The sequence below is a fragment of the Nonomuraea pusilla genome (assembly GCF_900109355.1).
Taxonomy (GTDB): Bacteria; Actinomycetota; Actinomycetes; order Streptosporangiales; family Streptosporangiaceae; genus Nonomuraea; species Nonomuraea pusilla.
This window is the reverse complement of record NZ_FOBF01000020.1, coordinates 1-5261: the sequence shown is the minus strand read 5'-3', so window position 1 is coordinate 5261 and position 5261 is coordinate 1. Positions and strand designations below refer to the sequence as shown.

Annotated in this window: 3 protein-coding genes; all 3 read right to left on the bottom strand. The window is 72.7% G+C overall.

The genetic code is table 11. The features are described 5' to 3' along the window. Window positions 1-344: 344 nt before the first annotated feature. Window positions 345-1808, bottom strand: a complete 1464-nt coding sequence (locus BMX74_RS32200; RefSeq protein ID WP_091104374.1) for a serine/threonine-protein kinase — start codon at window positions 1806-1808, stop codon at window positions 345-347. Continuing rightward, window positions 1795-2766: a LacI family DNA-binding transcriptional regulator gene (locus tag BMX74_RS32195; RefSeq protein WP_091104491.1), complete on the bottom strand. Its 972-nt coding sequence runs from the start codon at window positions 2764-2766 to the stop codon at window positions 1795-1797. Before BMX74_RS32195 ends, BMX74_RS32200 begins: the two co-directional genes overlap by 14 nt. Window positions 2767-3335: 569 nt before the next feature. Then, a partial coding sequence (locus BMX74_RS32190; protein ID WP_143078835.1) for a transglycosylase domain-containing protein occupies window positions 3336-5261 on the bottom strand: 1926 nt, incomplete at its 5' end.

The following is a 5261-nucleotide window of genomic DNA, read 5'->3' as shown; positions in this document are numbered from 1 at the left end:
CGGCTCCCGCCCGCACCCTTCTCGCACCGGCCGCGTCGCCTCCCACACGGATCGCGTCGCCTCCCGCACCGGCTACGCCGACCACGCCACCTCCCGCCTGCGTCCTTCCTGCGCGGGCCACCCCGCCTTCTTTGCCCGTCATGCCGCCTCCTGGGGTGGCCACGCGCGACCACGAGGACTCCCGCCCGCGCCCTTCCGTCGTCGGTCACGTCGTCTCCCGGGTTGGTCGCGCTGGTCACGTCGCATCCCGCCCGCGCCCTTCCTGCATGGCCGCGTTCTCCCGCCTCCCGTGTCGGGCAGGCCGCCTCCTGCCGGTTGCGCGTTCTCCGCGCGTCGGCGACAGGTCAGGAGGTGGTGAGGGCGGAGGCTATGGCGTCCAGGCGGGTCTGGAGCTCGGTGAGGCAGGCGGGTTCGAGGCGGCCCTCGCGCAGCCGGTCGTCCAGCTTGCGACGTACCCCCTCGACCGCCTCCGGCCCGCTCGCGCGCGTCTCAGACGGGCCGTGCGGCGGCGCCATCGCACCCCGCAGCACCTGCTTGAGGTCGAGCACCACATCCGCGTCCGTCGCCCCGCACGGCGTGCGCGAGTCCAGCGCCGCGTGGAACTCCGCCACGGCCTGCTGCACCGCCTGCCGCACGGTCGGCCGTGACCCCGGAGAGCTCGCCGTGGAGCCGGAGCCGGACGTGGCCCGCGGCCCCGGCGTCCCCGCCGTGCCGACGGCCGCCGGGGAGGCCGACGGCGTCGGGGCGCTTTGCGCGGCGGTGGGCGGGCCGGACGGCGTCGGGACGCCTTGCGCGGCGGTGGGCGGGCCGGACGGTGTCGGGGCGCCTTGCGTCGCCGCAGGCGGGCCCGATGGGCTCACGGCGCCCTGCGCCGCAGTCGTCGTCCCGGCTCCGGGGACGGCGGCGTCCCCCTCGTACCGGAGCCACAGCAGCGCCGACAGCGCGAGCGCCGCCGACCCGGCCGCCGCCAGGCGGCGCCGCACCCGCCGCCCGCCGTACGTCGCGGCCAGCGCTCCGGTCAGGGCGGCCACGATCTCGGCCGCGGTCGGCCGGTCCACGGGGTCGGGGGCCAGGCAGTCCTGGCAGAGGGAGGCGACGGCGTGCGGCACGCCCGGGACTCGGGGAGGCGGGCCGGTCCTGCGGGCCGCCTCGATCTCCTCCCAGGTGGTCTCCGGATACGGCGTCCGACCCGTGATCATGGTGTGCAGCAGCACGCCGAGCGCGTACACGTCCACGGCGGGATGCGTGGGCGCGCCGGCCAGCCGCTCGGGCGCGACGTACGGCGGCGTGCCCCGGTCGTCCTCCGGGTCGCCCGTCCAGGCCGCGATGCCGAAGTCCAGCAGCTTCGGGCCGTCGGCGGTCAGCAGGACGTTCTCGGCGGTCACGTCCCTGTGGACCAGGCCGTGGGCGTGGCCCGCCATCAGCACCCTGGCCAGGCGCAGCGCGATCATCGCCGCCTCGGTCCAGGGCAGCGGCCCCTCCGCGACGCGTTCGGCCAGCGGGGTGCCGTCGAGCAGGGGCATCACCACGTACGCCGCCACCCCGCCCTTCGTGGTGACGCTCTCGCCGTAGTCGTAGATCTCGATCGAGTCCCTGTGCAGGAACCGCGCGGCGGCCCGCGCCTCGCTCCTGACCCGGAACCGTTCGCCCAGGTCGAGATGGAGCGAGGCGGTGAGCACCTTGACCGCCACCAGCCGGTGCAGCGACTGGTCGAAGGCGCGCCAGATGACCGACATGCCCCCGCGGGCCAGCGGCTCCAGCAGCAGGTACCTGCGGGCGAGGACGTCGCCGGCCTCAAGCTGAGTCACGGACGACCAGTTCCGTGGGCAGGACAGGGTCGACTCCCGTCGTGCCGGTCAGGAGCAGCCGGGTGGCGACCGTGGCGAGTTCCTCGACCGGCTGGCGGACGGTGGTCAGCGCCGGGACGGTGTGCCTGGCGACCGGCGCGTCGTCGAAGCCGATCACGGCGACGTCCGCGGGCACCTGGCGGCCCGCCCTGCGCAGCGCCTGGATCGCCCCCGCCGCCATCAGGTCGGACGCGGCGAACACCGCGTCGAGCCCCGGCGCGTGGCGTAACAGCCACTGCGTGGCGTGCGTGCCGGACGCCGCCGTGAAGTCCCCGTACGCCACGGGCACCTCGCCGTGCCCGGCGGCCCGCAGGGTGCGTACGAGGCCGTCGAGCCTGTCGCGGGCGGCGGGCAGCGACGGCGGACCGCCGATGGCGGCGACGCTGCGCCTGCCGCTGAGCAGCAGGTGCTCGGCCGCCTGCCGGCCGCCGTCCACGTTGTCGACGTCGGCGTACGGGAGCTTGAGGTCGTGCGGCGGCCTGCCGATGTTGCGCACGGGCACGCCGGAGGTGGACAGCTTGATCGCCAGTGGGTGGCGTTCGCGGGCGCCGACGATGAGGACGGCGCCCGACAGGGCGGGCAGCGTGGACGAGGTCGGGGTCACGGTGGTGACCATGAGGTGGGTGCCGTGTTCGGCGATGACGTTCCCGGCGGCCGACAGCAGCCGGGCGTAGTAGGGCTCGGAGAAGAGCCTGGGCAGGTGGTCGCAGATCACGGCGGTCACCCCGTCGGCCGCGGTGCGCGCGGCCGCCCCCCTCGGGGCGCGGTGCCGGACGTATCCCATGCGGGAGACGGCGTCGTAGACCTGCCGGCGGGTCGAGGTACTGACCCGCACCGAGCCCGTGAGGACCCGGGAGGCTGTCGCGGGGGAGACCCCCGCGGCGGCCGCCACCTGCGCCAGTGTGGGCTGCTCGGACATGAGCACCTCGCGGAAAGATCCTGGGAGCGCTCCCACATTATCAATGTTTCGCCGCTGTTAATAGGGCCTTTGCCGGCAGTGCGCCCCACAGTGCGGGCGCTTGTCAAGCCCGTCAGCCGGCGTCCCCGCTCACACAGTGGCAAGCCGCCGAAGCCGCCGTACTCGCGGCGACGCCCACTCCGGTGGGAGCCCGACCGCAGGCGGGTGGGCCGAGTGGGGTGCTCGGCACTCGCACCTTCCCGGAAGGTTCGGGTGGGTCGAGCGGGGGCTCGACACTTACACCCCGGCAAGGTTCGGGTGGGTCGAGCCGGGTGCCCGCCTCACACCTTCCCGGAAGGGCCCTGTGGGTCGAGCGGGGTGCTCGGCACTCGCACCTTCTCGGAAAGCCCGGTGGGCCCAGCGGGGGCTCGGCCTCACACCCTCCTGGAAGGCCGGGGCGGCAGAACGGAATGCTCCGGCGCCCGTCCTTGCGGGAGGGCGGGGCGGTTGCGCCGCCCTGCCAGAAGGGCGGGGGTCTCCGCGGCCCCTGGTCTTCTCGGGCCAGGGGCCGTCCTGCGTGGTGGGTCGGGTCAGAGGCCCAGGCCGGGGGGCTGGGTGAAGTCGTTGTTGTTGCCCGGCTGGGGCTGCACGCGGTCCGGGCGGTTGCTGGACGGTGCGCAGCCCTGGCTGCAGCCGCCGAACCGCGACGTGTTCACCGGCGTGAACGACGTCGCCTTGGTGCCCTTCAGGGCCGCCAGCATGGTGTCCTTCCAGATGGGGCCGGGCACCGACGCGCCGAACACCGCCGGGTAGTACCTGCCACCGATGGTGATGTTGTTCAGCTTGTGGGTGGCCGCGCCGCGCGGGTCGCCGATGCTGACCGCCCCCGCGAGGTCGGGGGTGAACCCGGCGAACCAGGCGGTGGACTGCAGGTCGGTGGTGCCGGTCTTGCCGGCGGCGTCGCGGCCGATGCCGCCGACGCCCTTCATGGTGCCCTTGGTGAACACGCCCGACAGGATGTCGGCGGCGGCGTCGGCGACCTCGGGGTCGAACGCCTGCTTGCACTTGGGCTCGAACTCCTTGGCCTGCCCGTTCCTGTCGACGATCTTCGTGACCACCATGGGCGCGCAGTACTTGCCGCGCGCCCCGATGGCGGCGTACGCGTTGGCGACGGTCACCGGGTCCATCTCGTTGATGCCGAGCGTGAACGTGGAGAACTCCTGGAGCGGCTGCCCGTCGGCCCGCTTGATGCCGAGCGACTTGGCCGTCTCGACGACCTTGCAGAGGCCGACCTTCTCCTCCAGCTTCATGAAGAAGGTGTTGACCGACTGCCAGGTGCCGGTGGCCAGGGTCTTGAAGCCGCCGCCGCCCTCGTCGTTGGTGACGGTGTGGCTCGGGTCGGCGATGTTCTGGCCCTTGCAGTTCTTGAACGTCGAGTAGTACGGGGCGCGGTAGCCGCTGCCGACCGAGAGCCCGTCATTGATCTTCATGCCCTGCTTGAGCGCGGTGAGCAGGGTGAACGTCTTGAACGTCGAGCCCGCCTGGAAGCCGACGCCGCCGCCGTGCGCCGCGTCGGCCACCACGTTGTACGACATCTCGTGCCTGCGCTTGGAGTTGCCGTACTTGCGGCTGGCGGCCATCGCCTTGATCTCGCCGGTGCCGGGCTTGACGAGCGCCTCGGACGCCACCGGGTTGTCGGACGGGTGGACGTGCTTCCTGATCGCGGCCTCGGCCGCGGCCTGCATCTTGGGGTCGAGCGTGGTGTGGATCTGGAGCCCGCCCCGGTTGAGCAGCTGGGTGCGGAGCTTGGTCGTCTTGCCGAACGTGGGGTTGTTCAGGATCTCGTTGCGGACGTACATGCAGAAGTACGGGTACTTGCTCGCGCCGCAGCCGCCGGGCAGCGGGGTGCCCTTGTAGCCGAGTTTCGTCGCCTTGGCCTCGGCCGCCTGCTCGGGGGTGATCTTCTTCAGTTCGGCCATGCGGTCGAGCACGATGTTGCGCCGCTTCAGCAGCTGGGCGCGCTGGGCCTTGCCGAGGTTGGGGTCGGTGGCGTTCGGGTCCTGGACGGCTCCGGCGAGCGTGGCGGCCTGCGGCAGCGTGAGGTCCTTGGCGTGGACGCCGAAGAAGCGCTTGGCGGCGGCCTCGACGCCGTTGGCGCCCGCGCCGAAGTAGGCGATGTTGAGGTACTTCTCCAGGATCTGGTCCTTGCTGTACTTCTCCTCGACCGCCATCGCGTACCGCAGCTCCTTGAGCTTGCGCGCGTAGCTGGCCTCCAGCGCCCTCGCCTTCTCCTTGTCGGTGACCGCCGAGTTGAGCAGCACCTGCTTGACGTACTGCTGGGTGATGCTGGAGCCGCCCTGCGCGACGCCGCCCTTGGCGAAGTTCTTCACCAGGGCCCGGAACGTGCCCTCCAGGTCGATGGCGCCGTGCTGGTAGAACCGGTCGTCCTCGATGGCCACGATCGCGGTCTTCATCACGTCGGCCACGTCGGTGAGCGGCACGACCTCGCGGTACTC

Bases quoted from the DNA above. Each gene is read 5' to 3' on its own strand.
- BMX74_RS32195 (WP_091104491.1), bottom strand. From the start codon at position 2,766: ATGTCCGAGCAGCCCACACTGGCGCAGGTGGCGGCCGCCGCGGGGGTC.